Annotated in this window: 25 protein-coding genes; 16 read left to right on the top strand and 9 right to left on the bottom strand. The window is 68.4% G+C overall.

Features of this window, described 5'->3' with window-relative positions; all coding sequences use genetic code 11:
• Nucleotides 1-50: 50 nt before the first annotated feature.
• The 3 genes from AJAP_RS33740 to corA all read right to left on the bottom strand — a co-directional run bounded on the left by AJAP_RS33740 (nt 51) and on the right by corA (nt 2,801).
• Nucleotides 51-890, bottom strand: coding sequence for a ParB N-terminal domain-containing protein (locus tag AJAP_RS33740; protein ID WP_016331473.1), 840 nt, complete (start codon nt 888-890; stop codon nt 51-53).
• A complete protein-coding gene (locus tag AJAP_RS33735; protein WP_037332110.1) occupies nt 887-1,534 on the bottom strand; it encodes a metallophosphoesterase family protein in 648 nt (215 codons plus the stop codon). Before AJAP_RS33735 ends, AJAP_RS33740 begins: the two co-directional genes overlap by 4 nt.
• Nucleotides 1,535-1,712: 178 nt before the next feature.
• On the bottom strand, nt 1,713-2,801 hold the full coding sequence (corA, locus tag AJAP_RS33730; protein WP_038519039.1) for a magnesium/cobalt transporter CorA: 1,089 nt from the start codon (nt 2,799-2,801) through the stop codon (nt 1,713-1,715).
• Nucleotides 2,802-3,051: 250 nt separating this feature from the next.
• Here corA and AJAP_RS33725 point away from each other — a divergent pair, with 250 nt between their 5' ends.
• Nucleotides 3,052-3,630, top strand: coding sequence for a MaoC family dehydratase (locus AJAP_RS33725; protein WP_016331476.1), 579 nt, complete (start codon nt 3,052-3,054; stop codon nt 3,628-3,630).
• Nucleotides 3,631-3,663: 33 nt separating this feature from the next.
• Complete coding sequence (locus AJAP_RS33720; protein ID WP_038519036.1) at nt 3,664-4,767, top strand: DUF2332 domain-containing protein; 1,104 nt, start codon at nt 3,664-3,666, stop codon at nt 4,765-4,767.
• Between the two features lie 328 nt (nt 4,768-5,095).
• On the opposite strand, the gene AJAP_RS33715 is transcribed toward AJAP_RS33720, so the two are convergent.
• Nucleotides 5,096-5,515, bottom strand: a complete 420-nt coding sequence (locus AJAP_RS33715; protein WP_038519033.1) for an NUDIX hydrolase — start codon at nt 5,513-5,515, stop codon at nt 5,096-5,098.
• A 186-nt stretch (nt 5,516-5,701) separates the two neighbouring features.
• On the opposite strand from AJAP_RS33715, the gene AJAP_RS44440 reads away from it, so the two are divergent.
• The 7 genes from AJAP_RS44440 (at nt 5,702) to AJAP_RS33685 (ending at nt 10,232) form a co-directional block, all read left to right on the top strand.
• Nucleotides 5,702-5,863 (top strand): hypothetical protein, encoded by a 162-nt coding sequence (locus AJAP_RS44440; RefSeq protein ID WP_005167589.1) that lies wholly within the window; start codon nt 5,702-5,704, stop codon nt 5,861-5,863.
• Nucleotides 5,864-5,886: 23 nt separating this feature from the next.
• On the top strand, nt 5,887-6,447 hold the full coding sequence (locus AJAP_RS33710) for a PH domain-containing protein (RefSeq protein WP_016331479.1): 561 nt from the start codon (nt 5,887-5,889) through the stop codon (nt 6,445-6,447).
• Between the two features lie 51 nt (nt 6,448-6,498).
• Nucleotides 6,499-7,362: a PHP domain-containing protein gene (locus AJAP_RS33705; protein ID WP_038519030.1), complete on the top strand. Its 864-nt coding sequence runs from the start codon at nt 6,499-6,501 to the stop codon at nt 7,360-7,362.
• Nucleotides 7,359-7,988: a MarC family protein gene (locus tag AJAP_RS33700; RefSeq protein WP_016331481.1), complete on the top strand. Its 630-nt coding sequence runs from the start codon at nt 7,359-7,361 to the stop codon at nt 7,986-7,988. The genes AJAP_RS33705 and AJAP_RS33700 overlap by 4 nt, the downstream gene beginning before the upstream one ends.
• A 246-nt stretch (nt 7,989-8,234) precedes the next feature.
• Nucleotides 8,235-9,095 (top strand): RecB family exonuclease, encoded by an 861-nt coding sequence (locus AJAP_RS33695; RefSeq protein ID WP_037332100.1) that lies wholly within the window; start codon nt 8,235-8,237, stop codon nt 9,093-9,095.
• 34 nt (nt 9,096-9,129) lie between these two features.
• Nucleotides 9,130-9,468: a hypothetical protein gene (locus AJAP_RS33690; protein WP_038519027.1), complete on the top strand. Its 339-nt coding sequence runs from the start codon at nt 9,130-9,132 to the stop codon at nt 9,466-9,468.
• A gap of 119 nt (nt 9,469-9,587) precedes the next feature.
• Nucleotides 9,588-10,232 carry a hypothetical protein gene (locus tag AJAP_RS33685; RefSeq protein ID WP_038519026.1) on the top strand — a complete coding sequence of 215 codons (645 nt, stop codon included), beginning with the start codon at nt 9,588-9,590 and terminating at the stop codon, nt 10,230-10,232.
• A gap of 41 nt (nt 10,233-10,273) precedes the next feature.
• On the opposite strand, the gene AJAP_RS33680 is transcribed toward AJAP_RS33685, so the two are convergent.
• Both AJAP_RS33680 and AJAP_RS33675 read right to left on the bottom strand, forming a co-directional pair.
• On the bottom strand, nt 10,274-11,668 hold the full coding sequence (locus AJAP_RS33680) for an Rv3212 family protein (protein ID WP_038519023.1): 1,395 nt from the start codon (nt 11,666-11,668) through the stop codon (nt 10,274-10,276).
• A 35-nt stretch (nt 11,669-11,703) separates the two neighbouring features.
• Nucleotides 11,704-13,296: a DEAD/DEAH box helicase gene (locus AJAP_RS33675; protein ID WP_038519021.1), complete on the bottom strand. Its 1,593-nt coding sequence runs from the start codon at nt 13,294-13,296 to the stop codon at nt 11,704-11,706.
• Nucleotides 13,297-13,759: 463 nt separating this feature from the next.
• On the opposite strand from AJAP_RS33675, the gene AJAP_RS33670 reads away from it, so the two are divergent.
• The 3 genes from AJAP_RS33670 (at nt 13,760) to AJAP_RS33660 (ending at nt 16,099) form a co-directional block, all read left to right on the top strand.
• Nucleotides 13,760-14,413 carry a ferritin-like fold-containing protein gene (locus AJAP_RS33670; protein ID WP_037335764.1) on the top strand — a complete coding sequence of 218 codons (654 nt, stop codon included), beginning with the start codon at nt 13,760-13,762 and terminating at the stop codon, nt 14,411-14,413.
• 60 nt (nt 14,414-14,473) lie between these two features.
• Nucleotides 14,474-14,704 carry a DUF3107 domain-containing protein gene (locus AJAP_RS33665; protein WP_005167610.1) on the top strand — a complete coding sequence of 77 codons (231 nt, stop codon included), beginning with the start codon at nt 14,474-14,476 and terminating at the stop codon, nt 14,702-14,704.
• Between the two features lie 114 nt (nt 14,705-14,818).
• Entirely contained in the window at nt 14,819-16,099 is a 1,281-nt protein-coding gene (locus tag AJAP_RS33660; protein WP_038519019.1) for a heparan-alpha-glucosaminide N-acetyltransferase domain-containing protein, read from the top strand.
• Nucleotides 16,100-16,211: 112 nt separating this feature from the next.
• Here AJAP_RS33660 and AJAP_RS33655 read toward each other — a convergent pair whose 3' ends face one another.
• Together AJAP_RS33655 and AJAP_RS33650 are read right to left on the bottom strand one after the other, a co-directional pair.
• Entirely contained in the window at nt 16,212-16,538 is a 327-nt protein-coding gene (locus tag AJAP_RS33655; RefSeq protein WP_016331491.1) for a DUF4873 domain-containing protein, read from the bottom strand.
• Nucleotides 16,535-17,302: a TetR/AcrR family transcriptional regulator gene (locus tag AJAP_RS33650; RefSeq protein WP_038519016.1), complete on the bottom strand. Its 768-nt coding sequence runs from the start codon at nt 17,300-17,302 to the stop codon at nt 16,535-16,537. Before AJAP_RS33650 ends, AJAP_RS33655 begins: the two co-directional genes overlap by 4 nt.
• A gap of 50 nt (nt 17,303-17,352) precedes the next feature.
• Here AJAP_RS33650 and AJAP_RS33645 point away from each other — a divergent pair, with 50 nt between their 5' ends.
• A complete protein-coding gene (locus AJAP_RS33645; protein WP_037332087.1) occupies nt 17,353-18,261 on the top strand; it encodes an AurF N-oxygenase family protein in 909 nt (302 codons plus the stop codon).
• The gene (locus AJAP_RS33640; RefSeq protein WP_038519013.1) at nt 18,258-19,181 is read left to right on the top strand and encodes an alpha/beta fold hydrolase; all 924 of its coding nucleotides are present in this window, start codon (nt 18,258-18,260) and stop codon (nt 19,179-19,181) included. Before AJAP_RS33645 ends, AJAP_RS33640 begins: the two co-directional genes overlap by 4 nt.
• Before the next feature lie 206 nt (nt 19,182-19,387).
• On the opposite strand, the gene AJAP_RS33635 is transcribed toward AJAP_RS33640, so the two are convergent.
• Complete coding sequence (locus tag AJAP_RS33635; RefSeq protein ID WP_038519011.1) at nt 19,388-19,924, bottom strand: carboxymuconolactone decarboxylase family protein; 537 nt, start codon at nt 19,922-19,924, stop codon at nt 19,388-19,390.
• 79 nt (nt 19,925-20,003) lie between these two features.
• Here AJAP_RS33635 and AJAP_RS33630 point away from each other — a divergent pair, with 79 nt between their 5' ends.
• On the top strand, nt 20,004-21,044 hold the full coding sequence (locus AJAP_RS33630; RefSeq protein ID WP_038519010.1) for an amidohydrolase family protein: 1,041 nt from the start codon (nt 20,004-20,006) through the stop codon (nt 21,042-21,044).
• 35 nt (nt 21,045-21,079) lie between these two features.
• Nucleotides 21,080-22,498 (top strand): amidohydrolase family protein, encoded by a 1,419-nt coding sequence (locus AJAP_RS33625; protein WP_038519007.1) that lies wholly within the window; start codon nt 21,080-21,082, stop codon nt 22,496-22,498.
• Nucleotides 22,499-22,509 lie beyond the last annotated feature (11 nt).

The following is a 22,509-nucleotide window of genomic DNA, read 5'->3' as shown; positions in this document are numbered from 1 at the left end:
CCTTGCAAAATTTGCAAGGAACGGTCCTTTCCTAGCACGGGGAGGGGGCGTCAGCGGGACTGTGACCGCACCGCCTCGAAGACCTCGTCGTCCCACCGGTGCGTCCGGATCAGCCGGTACCGTTCGCACGCCACCCACAGATACGCCTCGGCGTCCGTCCGCGCGCCGATCAGGTCCGCCTGCCGCAACATCGCCACCACCGGCACGAACTCCTCGTCGAACCACCGCTGCGCCAGCGTCGCCCGATCCGAGTACGCCCCTTCGTCCTGCATCAGCCGGAAACCCCACGCCTCCACGTGCTCGCCGAGCCGCGCGTAATCCCACGGATCGGTGAACACCACCGAAGCCCGCGCGTGCCCCGAAAGCGGGACCCGCTCCAGGAACAGCCGCCGGTAGTCCTTGACGATCAGGTCGCCGCGGTACCGGATCCCGCTCGGGTCCAGTTTGGTCCGCACCTCGGTGACCATCGCCTCTATTGTGGACAGTCGCATCGCGTGCGCCACCGAGACGCGATGGTGCCCGTCGATGATGAAATGCAGTTCGCCCACGCGGTACACCTCGATCGGCGGGATCGATTCGCCGCGCCGGGTGGCGAGCGCCAGCCGTTCCCAGCGTTCGCGCACCCGCCCGGACGTGGGGCGGAAACGGCGGTCGAAATCGCGGCCGCGGTCGACGCTGCCGACGATCGAGTCGAGCCGGATCACCCGCGCCCCGATCTTCCGCTCGCCGAGATAACCGAGCGCGTCGACCACCTCGTGGAACGGCAGCATGATGTTGACGTCGTCGGGTTCGCCGCGCAGCCAGTTCGCCAGCCGTGACAACACCTGACGTCGTCGTGCGCGCAGGAAGTCGTGTTCCGCGTCCGCACGGGGAAAACCGGTGTCCTTCATACGAACTCCATGATCCGGTGCCCGACCACGTTGCGTACCGTGGTCCCGCCGACCACCCGGTCCGGCACGGGTTCACCGTGCGGGTGGATATGCCCGTGCAGCAACCATTTCGGCCGCAGCAACTCGATCGTGCGATGGAGACAGTCGAACCCGCGGTGCGGCGGATCCTCGCGGTCGCCGCAGTGCCGCGGAGGCGCGTGCGTGAGCAGGACGTCGACGTCCCGGCCGTCCCGCCAGCGACGGAACCGGGCCCGGCGCACCAGCCTCCGGGCACGCCGCGCCTGCTGACGTTGCGTCCACTGGTTCGGCCCGTCGTTGTAGCGGACCGAGCCACCGAGCCCGGCGAACCGCAGCCCGCCGACGTCGACGATCCGCCCGTCCGCGTTCACCCCGCCCGCCGGCCCGGGCCACACCGCGGGGAAACCGTCCTTCATGGACAGTCCGCCGTAGCGGGTGTAGCCGGACAGGTCGGGGTCGTGGTTCCCGGGGACGAACACGCACGGCACGTCGAGCGCGCCCGCCAGGAACTCGAGGTAGTCGTACGGCAGGTCGCCGGCGCCGATCACGAGGTCGGCCGGGTGGTTGCGGACGGCGGACGTCCACAGCCGCTCTTCGACCTCGTCCGCGACCACCAGCGCTTTCATGCGCTCCAGGGTAAGCCCGGCGGCGCTACTTCGTGCCGTGCGCGAACGCGGGGTCCTTGGCGATGATCGCGATCACGATGCCGAGCCAGACGACGCAGAAGGCCAGCGCCCAGAACTTGAGGTTGGTCAGGATCCTTGGCATGAGGGAACTCCAGAACTACCGAAAGGGGAAGAAAGGTCAGAGCCAGCGGTTCTTCCTGAATATTCGGTAGAGGAGGATGCAGACGCCGAAGATGACCGTCATCGCCACCGGGTAGCCGAAACGCCAATGCAGTTCCGGCATGTAGTCGAAGTTCATCCCGTAGATGCCGGCGAGCGCCGTCGGGACCGCGATGATCGCCGCCCACGCGGTGATCTTGCGCATGTCCGTGTTCTGCTGGAGCGTGATCTTCGCCAGCGTGGCGTCCACCAGGGTGGTCAGCAGCTCGTCGAAGTTCGAGACCCGCTCCGCCACGGTCGTCAAGTGGTCGGAGACGTCGCGGAAGTAGGAACGGACCTCGTCCGGGATGAGCCGCGTGTAGCCCTCGGCGAGCCGCTGCAGCGGGGTGCCGAGCGGCATGACCGCGCGGCGCAGTTCGAGCACCTCGCGCTTCATGAAGTAGATCTGCTCGGCGCTCACCTTGGAGCGCGGCGCGAAGACGTGCGTCTCCATCTCGTCGATGTCCGACTCGATCGCGGTGGTGACGTCGAGGTAGTGGTCGACGACGTGGTCCGCGATCGCGTGCAGCACCGCGGACGGCCCGAGGTCGAGCCGCTCCGGATCCTGGTCGAGTTCGCGGCGCAGCCTCGCGAGCCCCGAGTGGTTCCCGTGCCGCACGGTGATCACGAAATCACGGCCGAGGAAGGCCATCAGCTCGCCGGTCTCGACGATCTCGTTCGCCGTCGCGGGCGACTCGTGCTCGACGTACCGGACGGTCTTCAGCACCATGAACAGCGTGTCGTCGTAGCGCTCCAGCTTGGGCCGCTGGTGTGCTTCGAGCGCGTCCTCGACGGCCAGCTCGTGCAGTCCGAAGGTGTCCGCGATGCCCTGGATCTGGACCGCGTCGGGCTCGTGCAGGCCGATCCAGACGAACCCGGCGTGCCGCTTGCGCACCTCTTTGATGGCCTCGGCGTGCGTCCAGCGGCCGGGCAGGCGCTTGCCCTCCACGTACACCGCGCAATCGACGACGTACGCCGAAAGGGGGACGGGCAGCGGGCGTTCGGGGACGCTCTTGGCGCGGCCGTTGCTCCGGCCGCGAAGGCCGCCGAGCGAGGGGATGGCAGGCATGGGATCTCCTGGGCAGACGTCGTGCGTTGGTGCGCGAAGACGACGGGCCAAGCGGTCGGGGGGCCGCTCGGCTAGGCCAGCGTTCCCGGTTTCGTCAGCCCTGCCAGGTGGGGATCCGGCGAGATGTGAAGGCGGAAACGCTGCGACTACTAGGAAGCGGACTATCGCCACTGGACATCGGGTTCCTCACCTCCTTCGGCTCGGCGGACGGTTACGCAGTGGTGTGGGTCGCGTTGACGACCCGACACCAATGGTTGAGGGTACTCCTCAACACGAAGGCCTGTCGTTCCAGGCTCACGCCGCGTTACTCGTGCAGGAGGAATGGGTGCAGTTCGGTCGCTATTACGAAGAGTTCGAGGTCGGTGCGGTCTACAAGCACTGGCCGGGCAAAACGGTCACCGAGTACGACGACCACCTGTTCTGCCTCATCACCATGAACCACCATCCGCTGCACCTCGACGCGCATTACGCCGAGGAGACCACCGACTTCGGCAAGAACGTCGTGGTGGGCAACTACATCTACTCGCTGTTGCTGGGGATGTCGGTGCCGGACGTGTCCGGCAAGGCGATCGCCAACCTCGAGGTCGAATCGCTGAAACACGTGAAGCCGACCTTCCACGGCGACACCATCTACGGCGAGACCGAGGTGCTGGACAAGACGCCGTCGAAGTCGAAGGACGACCGGGGCGTCGTCTACGTCGAGACCCGCGGTTACAAGCAGGACGGCACGATCGTCTGTGTGTTCCGTCGCAAGGTGATGGTGCCGAAGCGGTCTTACGGTGACACCCGGGGCGGTGAACAGCCCGGCCGTCCCGTGCCGCACGAATAATGGGTGTCACGAACGGGAAAAGGGAGCGCGTCGATGCCCATCGGGCTGGATGAGATCAAGAGCCGCCTGCGGAAGTTCGCGACGGTCGAAGCGGCCGGTGTTTCGCCGCTTTACGAGCACCTGGCGGCGAAGGCGGCCGAGGACGACGACGTCGCCGGGCTGCTGGCCGACGCCCGTGGCGGTGAAGCACGCGGAACACTGCTCATGGCGACCGCGCACCGCCTCATCCAGGCCGACCCCATCCACCCGCTCTCGCGGTACTACCCGTCCGTCGGCGGTTTCGACGGCGTGGACTCGGAGACGTGGCCCTTGTTCCGCTCGTTCCTGCTGGAGCGGGCGGACAAGGCGCGCGCGATCATCTCCTCGCGGTACACGCAGACCAACGAGGTCCGCCGTGCCGCGCTGCTCTATCCCGCGGTGACGGCGGCGGCGAAGGAGGCGGGCGGCAAGATCGCGCTGCTCGAAGTCGGCTGCAGCGCGGGCCTGCTCCTCGGCCTGGACAAGTACGCCTACCGCTACCAGTGCGACGGCGGCGAGCAGCTCACCGCCGGGCCCGCGAAGACCGCGGTCGGCCTGCACTGCGCGCTGGACCTCGCGCCCGGCGCCGTAACGCCGAAGGTGCCGAAGAAGCTGACGATCACGGCCCGAGCCGGACTCGACCGCGCCCCGGTGGACCTGGCCGACGAAGACGAACTCGCGTGGCTCGAAGCCTGTGTCTGGGCCGACCAGCCGGATCGGATCCGGCTCCTGCGCACGGCCGCGGCGGCACAAGGCAAGCAACGCCCTGAGCTGATCGCCGGCGACGCCGTCGACGATCTCGCCTCGGCGGCCGCCACGCTGCCCGCCGACGCGCCGCTCGTCGTGCTGACCAGCCACGTGCTGGCGTACCTGGGGGAGCGGCGGGCCGACTTCCTCGAAGCGCTCCGGAAGCTCGCCGCGGACCGGCCGCTGTGGTGGGTCAGCGAGGAGTTCTACGCCGCCGCGCTGGAGCCGCTGGTGCCCGGCAGGACCGATCTGGCCGAACCGGCGGACCAGGCCGTGCTCGGGCTCGTCCGGTGGGAAGCCGGCGTCCCGGACGTGCGGGCGCTGGCCAGAACGGCGCCGCACGGGCAGCGGATGACCTGGCTGCCGGTTTAGCGTTTCCGTGGGTCGCTGACGGCGGCGGGCAGGCCGAGAGGCGTTGCGCCGCACTCACCGCGCCTTATGTGCCCAGTCCGTGAAGGCCTCCTTGAGGGACTCTGGGTCCCTCAAGGAGGCCTTCACGGACTTCGGGCCGGTAGGACAGAGGTCAGGCTGGGGTTACGCGTGATCAGACGGACGGCGTGCGTGAGCGGGCGGTCGGCGCGAACCCGGCCGGAGTCCCGTCAGCGGCTGATGGTCGTTAGCGTTTCCGCTCTTCGAAGATGACGCGAAAGCATCGGCGAGGATAATTTTCACCTCGCGCGCCGCTTTATCCCCGCGTCTTTCACGAGCGCCCGGTCGGCAGCACTCCCCAGTCGCGGAGAGTGACGAACAGGAGTTCGGCCAGGTGGCCGCCTTTGTCGAGTTCGATCAAGGTTTCGGCGTCGATCCACCGGGCGTCGGTGGCGTCGTCCCCGGCACGGAGAGTGCCGCCGGTGACCGTGCAGGCGTAGTCGTGGATGTCGTACGGGCCGCGGCGGACGTTGCCGACAGGTGTGCCCGGTATCACGTCGAGCCCGGTCTCTTCGCACATCTCGCGAATGACGGCCGCTTCGTCCGTTTCGCCTGGTTCGACGCGTCCGCCGGGGACCGACCACAGTCCACGTCCGGGTTCATTCGCGCGCCGGATCAGCAGAATCCGGCCGAGTTCGTCATGGACGATGCCGCCGACACAGCGGACGGTGCTGTCCGAAACGGTGTTCATTCCCGAATGGTAGACGCGGGCTTCCTGACAATGGCTGTCCTGTACACGGAGAGTAGCCGTGCGGTACACTTCCCCCTGCCGGCTGACCCAAGCGCGGGACTTCTCTCCCGCGCCGGTGGAAGGTGCGGTACAAAATGAATGGTCAGTATCCGCAGTCAGTCACCGTAAGAGACAGGATTGATCGCTGTGAACGCGAAAAAGCTCCTCACTTTCGCAGGAATCGCGTTGGTGCTGTTCTTCGTGATCGCGCAGCCAGGTCAGGCCGCGGGCCTCGTGGGAAACATCATCGGCTTCCTGCGTGACTCGGCCGAATCGGTGATCACCTTCGTCAGCAACGTCTTCAGCTAGCGGACGGCGGATACTCTATCGGTATGTTCGCCCCACGCGATCCAGACGAGTACCTCCTCGACACCGAGCGGCGGGTCATCAGGATCCGCCGTCACTGGGCGGTGCTGCTGTGGGACACCTTCGAGGCGGTGGCCTTGCTGGCCATCTGCGTCCTGGTGTCCTACCTGCTGCCGCCCGCCGCGTGGGTCATCCAGAACATCCTCTGGTATGCCGCGTTGCTCGTCATCCTGCGCTTCGCGTACGTGGTGATGGAGTGGTGGGTCGAGCGACTGGTCGTCACGGACAAACGGTTCGTGATGACGACCGGCGTCTACACCACCAAGGTGCTGATGATGCCGATCACCAAGGTCACCGACCTCACCTACGAACGTTCGGCGTGGGGCCGGATGATGGGGTACGGGACGATGGTGGTCGAGTCCGCCGGTCAGATCCAGGCACTGAACCGCATCGACTACCTGCCGAAGCCGGAAGAGTTCTACGACACGATTTCCGAGCTCGTCTTCGGCGACAAGCAGAAGCAGGCCGAGCGCTTTTCGATGATCAAGGCGCAGCGTGCGGCCCGCGGTAAGAAGAAGGTCGGTTAGCGCAGGTCCCGGGGTCGCTGTGACCTGGCGCATCGTCGATACTGATCCGCGATGCGCATCGACCTGCACGCCCACTCCACCGCCTCCGACGGTACCGACAGCCCTGCCGGGCTGGTCGCCGCCGCCGCGAAGGCGGGCCTCGACGTCGTCGCGATCACCGATCACGACACCACGGCCGGCTGGGCCCCGGCCGCCGAGGCACTTCCGCCGGGGCTCACCCTGGTGCCCGGCGCCGAGCTGTCCACGATCTCCGTCGACCCGGTGACCGGGCGGCACATCAGCGTCCACCTGCTCGCGTACCTCTTCGACCCGGAGTCGGCGGCGGTCGTCGCCGAGCAGACGCGGCTGCGGTCGGAGCGGCGTTGGCGGCTGCGGGTGATGGCCGAACGGATGGCCGCCGACGGTCTCCCGGTGGATCCCGACGAGGTCATGTCGCTGCTTCCCGAGGACGGTTCCGCCGGACGGCCGCATCTCGCGCAGGCCTTGGTGCGTGCCGGTGTCGTCTCGTCGGTGAACGAGGCCTTTGCGAGCTATCTCGGCAACGGCAGCGGATACTTCGTGGCGCGGCAGGACACGCTCGTCGAGGACGCGATCGACATGATCGCGGAGGCGGGCGGGGTCACCGTCATCGCGCATCCCTTCGCTTACACGCGCGGGGCGACCATCAGCGTCGACGTGCTCGCCGGGCTGGCCGAGCACGGGCTCACCGGTGTCGAGGTCGACCACCCGAACCACGACGAGGAGACCCGCGTCCGGCTGCACGGGCTGGCGGGGGAGCTGGGGCTCGTGCGCACCGGGTCGAGCGACTACCACGGCACGAACAAGACCATCGACCTCGGTGACGAGACCACCGATCCGCTCGCGCTCGAAGAGCTCGTCGCGCGGTCCACCGGCTATCAGGTCGTGACCCGGTGACGATCACGGACTTCTTCGACGCGCGCCTGTTCATGAGCGCGACGATCACGCTGATCGTCATCATGGACCCGCCCGGCACGGTGCCGGTGTTCCTCAGCCTGACCGGCCGCAAGTCGGTGGCGTTCCGCGCCAAGGCCGCGCGGCAGGCGGTGCTGGTGTCGTTGCTGGTGATCTCGCTGTTCGCCGTCGCGGGACAGGCGATCCTGTCGTACCTCGGCATCGGGATCCCGGCGCTGCAGGGCGCGGGCGGGCTGTTGCTGCTGCTCATCGCGCTGCAACTGCTGACCGGCAAGACCGGCGGCGAGGCCGAGGCGGCGGGCGACGACGTCAACGTCGCCCTCGTCCCGCTCGGGACGCCGCTGCTCGCCGGCCCGGGCGCGATCGCCGCGACCATCGTCTTCGTGCGGCAGGCCGACGGTCACGTCGGCGCGTACGTGGCTCTCGCGCTTTCGATCGTGACGGTGCACTTCGTGCTGTACCTGTGCATGCGGTACTCGGGCGTGGTGATCCGGCTGATCAAGGAAAGCGGGATCACGCTGCTGGCGAAGATCGCCGGTCTGCTGCTGGCCGCGATCGCGGTCGAGCTGGTGGCGAACTCGGTGAAGGGCTTCATCTCGGGCACGTGACCGCCGGGTGGTAGCAAAGGTCCCCTGCTCCTTCCGCCTCGCGCTCCCGCCTGCCCGATGCAATGAAAGGCTCTTTCCTTGCAAAATTTGCAAGGAAAGAGCCCTTCATTGCACGCCCGACCCACTCGGCCCCCGGCACGGACTGCGGTCCCGTGCGGTGATAGCAAAGGTCCCTTGCTCCCTTCGGCGGGGATCCCCTCGAAAAGTGTCGGTGGGGGTGCGTAGCGTTGCGCGCGGGGTGATCCGATGGAGCAGATTGGTTTCGACTTCGGCGTCGAAGCGCCGCGCAAGCTGACGAAGGTCTCGCCCGCGCGCCTCGCGACGTTCGAAGATTGCCCGCGCCGCTACCGCATGTCGTATCTGGACCGCCCGTCCCCGGTACGCACCGGCGCGTGGGCACACAGCACGCTGGGTGCGGTGGTGCACAACGCTTTGCGGGCGTTGTTCGACCTGCCGGTGGTCAAGCGCGTGCCGCAGCGGGCGATGGCGCTCGTCGCCGAACACTGGAAGGACGCCGGGTTCGAAGACGCCGACCAGGCCGCCCGGTACCGCGCCAGGGCCAAGGCCTGGGTCGCGGAGTACGTCGAGCACAACGACGTCAGCGTCGATCCGGTCGGGCTGGAGCGCTGGGTTTCGGCGCCGGTCACGCTCGAGCCGGGCAGCGGGCCCAGCCTCATCATCGAGGGCCGCGCCGACCGGATCGACCAGCGTGGCCGGGAATTGGTGATCATCGACTACAAGACCGGCCGTCGTGAGCCGGACGAGTACGAGGCCCGTTCGTCGCAGGCATTGGCGCTGTACGCGGTCGCGGCCGCCAGGACCCTGCGCACGCCGTGCTACCAGGTCGAGCTGCACCACGTGCCCACCGGCACCATCGCGGCCGCCGAGCACACCGAGCAGAGCCTCAAACGGCATCTCCAACGCGCCGACGAGACCGCCGGGGACCTGCGGCTGGCAACGGATACCCTGGACGCCGGCGGCGACGAGGACGTGTTGTTCCCGGCGCGCCCGGGCCGCCGTTGCTCATGGTGCGACTTCCGGCCCAGTTGCGCGGCCGGCCAGGAGGCCGGTCCCGCGGCTCAGCCATGGGAGTTGCTGGCGCCCTAGATTCTCGAGACCCGACGATTGGACAGGCGAGGACGTGTCGTCACCGGACACCGAGGAGCTCGCGACCACCCCACCGCCCGCGGAAGAGCCCGAGACGCCCGAACGCGGCCGGTTCTGGCGCGGGCTGACCGGATCGCTCGCGGCCGGGATGGTCGTGCTCGCGGTGTGCGTCCTCGCGATCGCCGGGATCTGCCTGCTCACCGGTGCGCCGGGGCCGGGGCCGCTGATGCTGATCGGGCATCCGGTCGCGGCGGTCCTCGCCTTGCTGGCACAGCGGGTCGCCGACACGCGTAATGGCCGTGTCGCGGGCTTCGCCGGTCTCGGTGTCGTGGTGAGCGTGACGGCCGCGCTGAGCCTCTTCTGGTGGAGCTGACCACGGCAGGAAAGTGCCAGTTCGACCGAAAAACCCTTCCTCCCCTGCGAAACTGTGGCTCACTGGGCACGTCGTGGAGAACACGCTGCCCCGCAGCGAGGACGAAGGGCACCGTTGAAATGACCTACCCACCCCAGCCAGGACAGCCCGACGGCCAAGGCGGGCAGCAGTACCCGGGGCAGCAATACCCAGGGCAGCAGTACCAGCAGGGCGGTTACGACCAGAGCGGCGCGTATCCGCAGCAGCAGCAATACCCCGGCTACGGCCAGCAGCCCTACGGTCAGAACCAGCAGTATCCCCAGGGCTTCGGCGGGCCGCCCGCGCCGCCGAAGAACAACAAGACCGGCCTGATCGTCGGCATCGCCGCCGCGGCCGTGGTGGTGATCGTCCTGGGGATCACCGGATTCGTCGCTCCAGGTTTCTTCCTCGGCGACGACAAGGCCGGTAAGTCTTCCGGCCCCGAAAGCACCGCTCAGGCGATCGTCGACGGGATCAACGCCCATGACAGGGCCGCCCTGACGGCGCTCAAGTGCAGCGACGCGGAACAGGACGTCGTCCAGTCCATCGAGCGCGTCAACGACGTTTCGAGCGCCACGCTCGACGGGGTCACGAAGGTCTCCGAAACCGAGTACACGGTGGCCGTCACGGTGACCGTCGAAGGGCGAGCCCGGAGCGGTTCCGGCAAGCTCGCCTCCGAGGGCGGCAAGTGGTGCTGGAAGGAAATCGGACGGCTGCGGAGCAAGACCTCGACGACGACGCGATGACGGCGGGCCGGTAGCAAGGGACCTTTGCTACCACTCGCCGGTCACTTGAGGGCGACGACGGTGGGGCCGCGCTGCTCCAGCAGCACCGGCCCGACCGAGGAGAGCAGCACCGGGCCGGTGTAGCCGCGCCTGTCGACACCGACGGTGCGGATGGTGGCACCGGTGGTCTCGTCGAGTACGGCCAGGCCGCCCTGGATGGGCACGACCAGCTGTTCCCCGAAGGTCACGCCCGGACCGGTCGAGTTGTTCAGCGTCCAGCGCGGGGTGAGATCGTCCCGCGAGAACGCCATGGTCTTCGAGCCGGTGAACCAGTAGACGCCCTGCGCGGTCCACGAGGTCGTCATGACGCCGTCCACCGGATCCTGCGTGATTTCCGCTTCGGGCAGGTCGAGCGGGTAGGCCGACTTCTGCAGGCCGTCGCCGCCGTAGATGACCAGCAGTTTCTGTTCCGGCAGCACGATCAGCGCGAGATCGCCGGACATCGCGACGACCTTCGCGTTCTTCCCGGCGAGCACGGTGCTGTAGTCGACCTTCGGGTCGTCGGCCTCGTCGTTGGTCGCGCGGTAGACGGTGAACCGGTCGGCCGGGTCGCCGGGGCAGCGCTCGATCACGCCGATCTTGCCCGCCGCGGCGGCCACCGTGCCGTAGGTGCAGCCCGTCCTCGGCTGCTTGTTCGGGTTCACGATGGCGGGGACCTGGCCGTACTCCATGCTCTTGACCAGGTCGTCGCGCCAGGTGTTCAGCAGTTTCTTGCCGGTCGTGGTGACGTGCGATCCGTCGACGACCAGCCTCGTGCCGAGCTCGGCGTCTCCGTTGCGCTGTGCCGTGCGGCGCCCGGTGCCCGCGTCGAGCTGGGTGACCTCGCTGCAACCGGTGTCCTTGCGGTACACCGCGTCCACCTTGATGCCGGCGAGCGCGACGGTGCACAGTTCGAGATCGCGCGAGTAGCGCCAGCGGACGTCGCCGGTGTACGGATCCCGGCCGAGTACTTCGCCCTTGTCGGCGGTGACGACGCTGTTGGCCTCGCCGATCGGGACGGGTGTCGACGCACTCGGCGCCTGCCACAGTTCGCTCAACGAGCCGGGAACCTGCGCCGGAGCGGGCGGGAGCCCGGGCGGCAGGGTGGTGGCGACCTGCGCGACCGTGGCCGCGTTGTCGCTGGTCACGCCGATGACGACACCGGTGACCGCGACGACCACGACGATCGCCGCGGCGATCACGCGATCCCGTTTGCGATTCCACGGCGAGGGCCGGGCGCGTTTCCCGCCCAGCGGCGGCTCGGTGGCCACCGGCTGAGCGGGATCGGCGTCCAGCACGTCCTCGGTGCCGATCGCGTTCTCGGCCGTCTCCGGCTCGCCGCCGGTCGACTGCTCGGGATCGGCGGGCACGGGCCGCGCCGGTTCGTTGTCCGGCGCGGCGTCCCAGCGTTCGCTCACGTGCCCCTAGCTCCCCATGTCCGCAGTATGAAAGCTCAGTCTGCCGACGCAGGTGTATCAGAAGTCGCCGACGGACGGCGACGGCGGCGTCGGCGAGCCGGACGCTCGGCGCTGTCGCCCGCCTCCTTCTCGACCGCCGGGCCACTGACCTCGGGGCTCGGCTTCGCGGCACCGCGGCTGCGGCGACGGGTCCGCGTGCGGCCCTCGGACGAGGTCTCGCCCTCGGTGCCTTCCGTCGAAGCCGCGGCGGCGTCCGCCGCCTCGATCTTGGCTGCCGCGTCGGCGCCACCGCGAGTCCGCTTGCGCGGTGCGCGGTTCCGCTTGCGAGGAGCCTCTTCATCCTTCGAGGCCGGGCCGTGGCCACGGCCCCGGCGCTTGCCGCCCAGATCCTCTTCGACCTCGGCCGAAAGGCCGGCACGGGTCCGCTTCGACAGCGGCAGGCGGCCAGTGGTCCCCTCAGGGATGCCCAGGTCGCTGAACAGGTGCTTCGACGACGAATACGTCTCGGCGGGCTCGGGCATGTCGAGACCGAGGGTGTCGGAGATCAGCTTCCAGCGCGGCTCCTCGTCCCAGTCGACGAGGGTGATCGCGACGCCGGTGCGCCCCGCGCGGCCGGTGCGGCCGATGCGGTGGACGTAGGTCTTCTCGTCCTCCGGCGTCTGGTAGTTGATCACGTGCGTGACGTCGTCGATGTCGATACCGCGGGCGGCGACATCGGTGGCGACCAGCACATCGACCTTGCCGGAGCGGAACGCGCGCAATGCCTGCTCGCGAGCGCCCTGGCCCAGGTCACCGTGTACGGCGGCGGCCGCGAAACCGCGCTCGACGAGTTCGTCCGCGACCTTCTGCGCCGTGCGCTTGGTGCGGGTGAAGATCATCGTCAGGCCGCGGCCCTCGGCCTGCAGCGCGCGGGCGATCAGCTCGGGCTTGTCCATCGAGTGCGCCCGGTAGACGAACTGGGTGGTGCGCTCGTGGATGGCGCCGGCGTCGTTCTCCTCGGCGCGGATATGCGTCGGCTGGGTCAGGAACGTGCGGGCCAGCGTGATGATCGGGCCCGGCATGGTCGCCGAGAACAGCATCGTCTGGCGCTTGTCCGGGACCATCCGCAGGATGCGCTCGATGTCGGGCAGGAAGCCCAGGTCGAGCATTTCGTCGGCCTCGTCCAGCACCAGACCGCGGACCTTGCCCAGCACCAGGTGCTTCTGCTCGGCCAGGTCCAGCAGACGGCCGGGCGTGCCGATGACGACGTCGACACCGTTGCGGAGCGCCGCGATCTGCGGCTCGTACGGGCGGCCACCGTAGATGGCCAGCGTGCGGATGCCGAGGTGCTTACCCGCGCCCTTGAGGTCGTTCGCGACCTGGATGCACAGCTCACGGGTCGGCACGACGACCAGCACCTGCGGGGTGCCGTCGCCGGGGACCTCGACGCGGTGCAGCAGCGGGACGCCGAAGCCCAGCGTCTTGCCCATACCGGTGCGGGCCTGGCCGATCAGGTCGTCGCCGGCCATGGCCAGCGGCAGCGTCAGCGCCTGGATGGCGAAGGTGCGCTCGATGCCGGCCTCGCCGAGGGCCTTCACGATCTCCGGCTTGACGCCGAAGGAGGCGAAGGTGGGGGATTCGGGCTCCACCGGTGCGCCCGCCTGCAGCGGGTGCGACGTGTCCAGCGCGGCCGGGCCGGTCTCGCTGTGCTCCAGCGCGACGGCCTCCGGGACGCCGGTGGTGATGTTCTCTTCGGTTGTGGTTTCGTTCGTGGTCAGGGTGCTCGCCTCTCTCGTGACCAGCGCGCACTGCCCTGGTCACCGATCGACACTCGACCACGAAATTTCGCTCGGGCTCCGCGCTACTGGCGCTGGAGCGGCCCTTCGTGGGAATGCCGCAGGATGGCGTGCACGCACATCATTCTTGTGCTGACCGGGGCCACACCGGCTGTCCTTCAGCCGCAGCGGCGTCCCGATCCGGGACGGAAGATCCGTCGTATCCGGCGGCCAGTCTACCTGATCTGCGGTTTTTCGATAGCCCCCGGCGCGCCGACGAAGGTGGGATCGGTCTCTTCCGGACCGGGCGGGTGTGTTCGGCGATACCCTTTCCGCCGTGACCGAGGCAAAGCAGATCAGTGAAGGCGTAGTCGATTTGCTCGGCGTACTCGCCTATGGGGAATTGTCCGCATTCGATCGCATGGCCGAGGACGCGCGCACCGCGCCGACGCTGTCCGGCCGGGCCGCGCTGGCGTCGATGGCGGCCGCCGAGATCGGGCACTACGACCTGCTCGCCAAGCATCTCGGGGGGCACGGCGTCGCGATCGAGGACGCGATGCGGCCCTTCGTCGGGCACATCGACGCCTGGCACGCCTCCACCGCGCCGCGTTCCTGGCTCGAGTCCCTGGTGAAGGCCTACGTCGGCGACGGGCTCGCCGCGGACCTCTACCGCGAGATGGCCAGCTGGCTCGACCCCGAGACCAAGGACCTGGTGCTCACCGTGCTCGCCGACACGGGCCATTCCGCGTTCGCCGAGCGCGAAGTCGCGGCCGGTATCGAGGCCGATCCGAAGGCGCGCGACAAGCTCGCACTGTGGGGCCGCCGTCTGCTGGGCGAGGCGTTGACGCAGGCCCAGTACGTCGTGGCCGAGCGGGACGGGCTCGCCGAGCTGATCGTCGAGGGCTCTGGTGACCTTTCGGGAATCGCCGCGCTGTTCCGCCGGTTGCAGCAGGGGCACACCAAGCGCATGCAGGTGCTGGGCCTCGGCTGAGGTCACTTCGGCTAGCCTTGGCGCACCAGTAAATTTCGAACTTTCAAGCGGAGGTCCCACGTGGAGGTCAAGATCGGCATCAAGGACACGCCGCGGGAGCTCGTGGTGTCCAGCAGCCAGTCGCCCGACGAGGTCGAGGAACTGGTCGCGAACGCCTTGAGGGCCGGCGACGGGATCTTCCGCCTCGACGACGAAAAGGGCCGTAAGTACATCGTGCCCACCGACCGGATCGCCTACGTCGAGATCGCGCCGTCGGATGTTCGCAAGGTCGGCTTCGCTGTTGGTGGCTAACCCGATCGGGTTGTAGTCGGATGTCACAGTGGCGTCACCGCCGCGTCTCAGCCAGCTCTCAGATTTGATCGTCACGCTAAGGCGGGGACGGCAGGGGGCTAGCCGAGAAATGAGGTGGACGGCGTCACTGTGATGGACCGCGCGCTGGTCGACGGCGTGCGCACTGTTCCCGAACAAGGCAAACGGGCCGTAGGGCGGCTGACCGGTATCGACGTCGCCCGCGGCCTGGCCGTACTCGGCATGTACGCGGTGCATGTCGGCCCCGATCCGGCCAAAGGCGGCGTCGGGGTGCTGTTCAAACCGTTCGAAGGCCATTCCGCCGCGCTGTTCGCGGTGCTGGCCGGGGTCTCGATCGCGCTGATGTCCGGCGGACGCCGTCCCAAAGAGGGCCGCGACCGGACCCGTGTCGCGCTGAAACTGGCGACCCGCGCCCCGCTCCTGGTGGTGCTGGGGCTGTGGCTGACCAGCCTCGAAACCGGCTACATGGTGATCCTGGCCTACTACGGGGCTTGTTTCCTCTTCGCGATCCCGTGGCTGCGCGCGGGCGCGAAGACGCTGGCGATCGCGGCGGCCACCGTCGCCGTGGTGGGCCCGCTGCTCTCACATGTGATCAGGGCGCAGCTGCTTCCCCGTGACCTGCTGTTCTTCGCGCCGGACCTGACCGCGGACGACGTCACCTCGACCGGGCTGCTGAAGGCCGCGACCGTCCTCGTCCTGACCGGCACCTTCCCCGCGTTGACGCTGATGGCGTACGTGTTCGCCGGGATGGCGATCGGGCGGATGGACCTGACCTCGCGCGGCGTGTGCCGACGGCTGTTCTTCGGTGGTTCGGCGCTCGCGGTGGGCGGATACTTCGTTTCTTGGCTCGCGACCGGGCCGCTCGGTGGCATGCAGGCGATCTACCGCTCGCTGGAACCGGCCGCCGCGCAGATGGGGATGACGCCGCCGGAATTCCTGCGGCTGCACCAGACCTGGATCCACGGCACGCCGCCGACCACCAGCTGGGCCTGGGAGCTGCTGCCGACGGGGACCTCGTACACGCCGTTCGACCTGCTGATCTCGATCGGGATCGCGGCGGCGGTGATCGGCGGCTGCCAGCTGCTGATGCCGAAGTTCGAGCGCGTGCTGTGGCCGCTTTCGGATCTGGGCGGGCGGGTGCTGAGCGCGTACGTACTGCATTTCGTGGCGATCGCGCTGCTGTGGGACGAGAGCGACGGCGATTCGATCTTCAGCGTGCTGCACTTCGTCGAGTTCTCGGTGGTGGCGCTGACCGCCGCGGTGCTGTGGCGGAAGTTCATCGGGCGCGGACCGCTGGAATGGACGATGAACAAGCTGTCGAGCTGGCCGAAGTATCTGGTGCCCGGTGCTCGGGTGCCCGCTCAACGGCGGGGCTGACCTGCGAAGTGGTAGCAAAGGTCCCTTGCTCCCCGCGCTCACGGAAAGTACATGAAGGCCCCCTTCCTTGCGCTAGACGCAAGGAAGGGGGCCTTTATGTACTTCCGCCTGGTCAGGCGTTGAGTTCGTTCAGTTCTTCGAGGCTGGTCGGCACGTGGAAGGGCGGCGTGCTGGTGCCCATGATGCGGTAGCGGTCCCACGGGTCCGGGTCGGAGAGCTCGCCCTTCGCGCTGTACTCGCCCGCGCGGATCTCGACGGCGGTCTTCTTGCCGCCGGCGGCCGCGGACACCTGTTCGTTGGTGGCGACGCGGCCGTACCAGCGGTAGTACCCGTCGATGGGCTGGAAGTAGCCCCGCAGGTCCACCGTGGTCGCGATCTCGGTCCCGTCGATCACGAGGACCGCTTCGCCGGCGTAACCGTCTTCGTCGTGCTCGCTCACTGTGCCTCCGATTCCTTCCGCATTTGGACGACCTTGTTCTCTTCGAGCGGCAGGTTCGGGTCGATGACGATGCCCTGCTGCCGGGAGAGGCCGTCGATCGCGGCCCAGATGATCTGCGTCAGGTACTCGACGACGCTGTCGCGGCCCATCGAGCGCCGGTCCAGCCACCATTCGCCGGTGCTCTGCACCATCCCGACGATGCCGTGCGCCCACGGTTCGGCGGCGCCGGAGTCCATGTTGAACATCCGCATGTAGTCGCCGAGCAGCGCGGTCAGCGCGGTGGCGATCAGTTCCTTGTCTTCGGCGACGACGTCGGATTTGACGACCACCTTCTCCTGGAGGCCGCCGCGCGCGAGCAGGCGGTACAGGTTCGGGTGCTCCTCGATGACGCTGAAGAAGGAGTCGAGCGCCATCCGGATCCGGGGGACCGGGGCGAGCTCGGAGTTGATGGCCGGGATCAGCCGCTGGAAGAGGATCTCCGTGCCGCGCTGCCCGAGCGCGACGTACAGATCCGCCTTGTCGTCGAAGTGCCGGTACAGCACGGGTTTCGTGACGCCCGCTTCGGCGGCGACGTCCTCCATGCCGAGGTCCGGGCCGTGCGTGTCGAGCGCGCGAAGGGCGGCCTCGACGAACTCCGCGCGGCGCGCGATCCGGTGCTTGCGCCAGCGGTCGCGACGGGCGTCGCCCGTGTCGGCCTCACCCGCCGTGGGGTGCTTGCTCGACTGCTTGCTGTTGCGCTTGACACGTTCGATCACCCCAGTCATGCTACCAGAGGTAACTGTTACCACGAGTTACAGATAGGGGTGTGTCGGCAATGACGCGGGCGCTGAAGGAAACAGACCGGGAGAAGACGGCCGAGCGGCTGCTCAAGTCCTCCGCGAACAAGTTCTACGATCCCGACGTCGACATCGACTGGACCGCCCCGCTCGTCGACGGGAAGCGCTTCATCCCGGCACACCGTTCTTCGCTCTACGGCACGAAATTGTGGGACTCGCTGTCGGAAGAGCAGCGCATCGAACTCGGCAAGCACGAGGTCGCGAGCGTCGCCACGACCGGCCTGTGGTTCGAAATCCTCCTGATGCAGATGCTGCTCAAGGAGGTCTACGAAGAGGATCCGACCAGTTCGCACGCCCAGTACGCGTTGACCGAGATCGCGGACGAATGCCGTCACTCGACGATGTTCGCGCGGATGGCTTCGCGGATCGGCTGCCCGTCCTACGGGCCGGTGCCGTGGTTGCGGCGGCTGGCGAAACTGATGCCGGCGATCAGCTACGGCCCCGCGCGCTACGGCGCGATCCTGGTCGCCGAAGAGGTACTCGACCGGCTTCAGCGCGAGCAGATGAACGACCCGGACATCCAGCCGCTGGTGCGCATGGTCAACCGGATCCACGTGCTCGAAGAAGCCCGGCACGTCACCTTCGCCCGCGAAGAGGTGACTCGCGGGATGGCGAAACTGTCGAAGAAGGAAATCGTCTATCAGCAGTTCATCATCGCGCTCGTTTCGTATTTCGTGACCCGGGCTTTCATCAATCCGAACGTCTACAAGGCCGTCGGCATCCGTCCGCGTGACGGCGTCGAGGCCGCGCTGAACAACCCCAACTGGCGCGAAAGCATCCAATGGGCAGGCGAGAAGATCATGCCGTTCCTGCAGGAATCCGGCCTGGTCGGCAAACCGGGCATGTACTTCTGGCGCAAGTCCTTCCTGCTGCCGGGGAAGCGATGAGGAGCGTCAAGCAGCGCGACGCCGTCTCGTGGGACCCGTCGCGGCAACATCGGTTCGTGACCGGTGACGGCACCGCCCTGCACGTCGAGACGAGCGGGCCCGCCGACTCCGAGCTCACGCTGGTGCTCGTGCACGGCTGGACGCAGGACCATCGGACCTGGGACGGCGTGGTGGCGCGGCTCGGCGACTCCGTTCGGACCCTGCGCTACGACCTGCGCGGTCACGGCGGTTCCGCGCCGGCGAAACCGGGGACGGCCACGATCGCGACCCTCGCCGACGACCTCGCCGAGCTGATCGGGGACCGCGTCCCGAACGGGCCGATCGTGCTCGCCGGACATTCCATGGGCGGTATGACGATCATGGAACTGTCCCGCAGGCACCCCGATCTCGTGGCCCGGCGCGTCGCAGGGGTCGCGTTCGTCGCCACGTCGTCCGGTGAGATGGACCGGATCACCCTCGGCCTGCCGGGGATCGCGGGCAGCGGCGCGGCGAGGTTCGAACGGAGGCTCGCGAAGCTGCTCGCGAAGAACCGCCGGGACGCCTTGCCGCTGCCGCTGTCGGTGGTGCGGCCCGGTGCGCGGCTGCTCGTCTTCGGGCGGCGGCCTCAGCGGGCCGACGTCGACTCGGTCGCCGAGCAGTTGCTGTGCGCGCATCCGGCGAGTGTCGCGGGATTCCAGGACGCGATCTCGCGGCACGACTGCCGGGTCACGCTGGCCGCGCTGCAGGGCAAGCCGGTGATCGTGCTGGCGGGGGAGCGGGACCGGCTCTGTCCGCCACCGCACGCCAAGGTCATCGCCGACGAGCTGCCGGAGGCCGAGTTCGTGCGCTACCCGGGGGCTGGGCACATGCTTCCGCAGGAACGGGCTCAGGAGGTTTCGGACCGCATCGCGGCACTCGTCCGCCGCGCCGCGAGGGTCTGAAAGAGGAGCAAGGGACCTTTGCTACCACTTCTCTCGACATTGAGACAGGTGGTAGCAAAGGTCCCTTGCTCCCTTTCTGCAGGTCAGGGCCTCGGGCGAGGTGTTCGAGGTGTCGCGAAAGCCACTTTCGGGACATCAGACGTCGCGAAAGTGGCGTTCGCGACGTGTGGCCGGCGCGGGTGGTAGCAAAGGTCCCTTGCTCCCTTTCAGAGGTTCGTGTAGCCGTTCGCCAGGAGACGGACGCCCACCGCCTGGTAGGCGTCCTGATCGTCGACGGCGAGCGTGGCCAGCCCGTCGACATAGCGGTTGAACATGCAGAACGCGGCCGCGATCAGGACCGTGTCGTGGATTTCGACGTCCGTCGCGCCCTCCGCGCGGGCGGTCTCGATCAGGTCTTCGCCCACCGACTTCCCGCTTTCGCGAACGGCGACCGCGATATGCAGGAGCGCCTTCATCTTGGCCGAGACGGGGGCGCCGTCGACGTCCTTCCACGCCGCCTCTACGACCGGCATGCCGCCTTCGAGTGCTTCGGCGGCGACGGCGGCATGGCTGCGTGAACAGAACGTGCAGTCGTTGCCGCGCGAGACGACGGCGCCGATCAGTTCGCGCTCGCCCACGCTGAGGCTGCTCGGGCCGCGAAGCAGGACATCGGCGAGTTGCCCGAGCGGCGCCGCCGTCTCCGGCCGGTACGCGAACAAGGCGATGATGCCGGGAAGGTTCTCGTCGAGCGCGATATGCGGCATGGTGACTCCTCGCGGATCGGCAACGCGGTCACTTGATTCATAGCCGAAAACGGGCTCGACACGAGAGCAAGGGGGCATTGTGATCGTCAGAATCCGGGGCCGTGCGCTTCCCGACGGCGAGTACGTCGATCTCTACGCCGACGGCGATCGATGGACCACCGATCCGGTCCCGGGAGCGGATCTGGTCGCCGAGGGCTGGCTCTTGCCGGGCCTCGTCGACGCCCACACGCATCCCGGCGCCGAGGAGCCCGGCGACCCGATGGACGAGGAGATCCTGCGCGCCGATCTGCACCGGCACGTCGACGCCGGGGTCACGATGATCCGTTCGCCGGGGCTGCCCGGTGAGCCGCCCGAGTGGTTCGGCGCCGAACCCGGCGTGTCCCGCGCGGTGCACGCCGGGCCGTGGATCGCCCAGCACGGCCAGTTCTTCGACGGCTGGGGCCGCCGCGCCACGCACGCGGAGCTCCCTGGATTGGCCGCGGCGCAGGCGAAACGCACCGGCTGGGCCAAGATCATCGCCGATTGGCAGGTCGGGGACGAAGCCGTGCCGTCCGACGTCATGACCGCCGTCGTCGAGGCGGTGCACGCGGTGGGCGGGCGGCTCGCCGTGCACTCGCAGCACGCCGCCGGCGGTGAAGCGGCGGTCGCCGCGGGAGTCGATTCCGTCGAGCACGGGATGTGGCTCGACCCCGGCCTCCTGCCGGACATGGCGGCTCGCGGCACCGCGCTCACCCCGACGCTTTCAGTGTTCCAGGCGGCGCTGGGGCGAGGGCGGAACCGCGAGGACAGTCCCCGGAAACGGTGGTTCGTCGGTGGGGCGGAGGCGCATCCGAGGCTGATCGCGGCGGCGGCCGAAGCCGGGGTGAAGATCCTCGCCGGGACCGACTCCCGGCCGCATGGCCGCGTCGGCGTCGAGATCCGCGCCCTCGCGGAAGCGGGGCTGCGACCGCACGAGGCCCTCGCCGCGGGTTCGTGGGCCGCGCGCGAATACCTGGGGTTGCCCGGACTGGTCCCGGGCGCGCCCGCCGACGCCGTCGTCTACGCGGACGATCCGCGCGAAGATCTGGCACGGCTGGAGCATCCCGTCGCGGTGATTCTGCGGGGCGTCCGCGTCAGGTGAGCTAGCGTGATCTTCTCGACTGGGGAGTTGAAACGATGAAACGAAACAGATCGATCCTGTCCGTTTTCAGCCTCACCATCGCCGTCGTCCTCGGAGCGGCTCTGCTCACCGACCTGGGTGGCGAGACCACCGAAGCCGGCGACGCGGAATTCACCGGCGCAGGCCGGGTCGTCATCCGTGACGCTTCGATGGTGCTCACGATGGATCCCAGCCTCGGCGAAGGACCGCTCGGCGCCCTCGCCGACGCCGACGTCGTACTGGAAGGCACCAAGATCAAGCAGGTCGGCAAGGACCTCGACGCCGGCACCGCGAGAGTCGTCGACGGCCGGGGCAAGATCGTGCTGCCCGGCTTCGTCGACCTGCACAACCACCTGTGGCAGTCGCTCATCCGCGGTTGCGCGGCCGACAAGGAACTCATCGGCTGGCTCGGCAAATGCGTCATCCCGCTGTACCGCGCCCCCGTGACCGACGCGGACGCGTACGCGGGTACGAAACTCGCCGCGGCCGACGTCGTCTCGACCGGGATCACCACGGTCACCGACTGGTCGCACGCGTTCAACACCGACTTCGCCAAGGGCGGTCTCCGCGCGCTCGGCGAGTCGAAGCTGCGGTTCCTCTACTCCTACAACGGCACCACCGATCCCGCGCTGCAGAACGAGATCCGCCGCGTGAAGCGCGAGGTCATCGATCCGAACCCGTTGGCACGCCTGCAGATCGGCACGCATCCGTCCACGGGGAACTTCCCGAGCGTCGAAGCCTCGGAGAAGCTCGCGCGCGAGCTCGGCGTCTCCTTGAACGTGCACCTGCTCGAATCGAAGGCCGATCTGACCGCGGGGCAGATGGACGCGCTCCGGCGCGCGAACGCGCTGCACTCCGGGCTGGTGGCGAACCACGTCATCCAGACCACCGACGCCGATCTCGACGAACTCGCGGCCGCCGGGGTCGGCGTGGCGCACAACCCGCTGTCGAACATGCGGCTCGCGTCGGGCGTCATCCGGCTGCCGGAGATGAAGAAGCGGAACATGAAGGTCGGGCTCGGCCTCGACGGCGGCACCAACGACACGAGCGACATGTTCAACGTGATGCGCGCGGCCGTCGGTCTCCAGCGGGCGACCACGACGGATCCGGCGGTCTACCCGACCACGACGGACGTCCTGCGCATGGCGACCCTCGGCGGTGCGGAGGCGCTCGGGATGGACAAGGAGATCGGGTCGCTGACGCCGGGCAAGCGAGCGGATCTCCAGCTGGTCGACGCCCAAGCGGTCAACTTCGCGCCGAAGGTGGACTGGGTGAATCAGCTGGTCTTCAACACCCAGCCCGCGAACGTCTCATGGGTGTTCGTCGACGGGCGCGCCCTCAAGCGCGAAGGCCGCGTTGTCGGTATCGACACCGCGAAGGTCGTCGCCGACGCCCAGGCCGCCGCCGACCGCCTGAAGAAGCTCCTGCCCCAGTGACCTGACGCAAT

The sequence above is a fragment of the Amycolatopsis japonica genome, assembly GCF_000732925.1.
GTDB lineage: Bacteria > Actinomycetota > Actinomycetes > Mycobacteriales > Pseudonocardiaceae > Amycolatopsis > Amycolatopsis japonica.
The sequence above is the reverse complement of the archived record's forward strand: the minus strand, read 5'-3'. Positions and strand labels throughout refer to the sequence as shown.